General features: G+C 59.5%; 1 protein-coding gene. It reads left to right on the top strand.

Annotation, left to right across the window (positions count from 1 at the left end; translation table 11 throughout):
- Positions 1–389 (top strand): HdeD family acid-resistance protein (locus ACXJ7R_RS36115; RefSeq protein WP_457155944.1); only part of this gene is annotated, 389 nt, incomplete at its 5' end.
- Positions 390–529 lie beyond the last annotated feature (140 nt).

The following is a 529-nucleotide window of genomic DNA, read 5'->3' as shown; positions in this document are numbered from 1 at the left end:
TGGGTGCGTTCGAGATGATGCACGCCTTCTGGATGAAGGGATGGGGCGGCTTCATATGGCAATTCCTCCTCGGCATCCTGTATATCGTTTTTGGTGCCATGGTGGTGAGGCAGCCTGTGTCAGGCGCCCTTGTCCTGACCTACATCCTCGGACTGCTGCTTGTGGCCTCGGGCATTGTGCGCCTCTTTGTCGGCGTCAGGCACTGGAGCGACGTCGGCTGGGCGATGGTTCTGTCCGGAGCATTAGGTTTTCTGGCCGGACTTGTTGTCCTGACTGGATGGCCCACGACCGGCCTTTGGGTGCTTGGATTCTTGCTGGGTATCGACCTTATTTCGCATGGCATTGCCTGGCTGACAAAYGGCTGGGTATCTGCGGCCAAGACAGCGTGAATTCTCGACGCGGCCGGGCTCGCGGATTTGATCGCTGGGCGGTGCTGCGTTGCGGGCCGCGGATCGGCCCGTCAATGCAGATGGTGCTCGCATTGTTCGATGGGGTTGGATCGGGTTACCCGATTTGAGCGATATCGACC

It is taken from the genome of Mesorhizobium sp. P5_C1, assembly GCF_054049815.1.
Note: the sequence above shows the minus strand (reverse complement) of the source record. Positions and strands in the feature narration are given on the sequence as shown.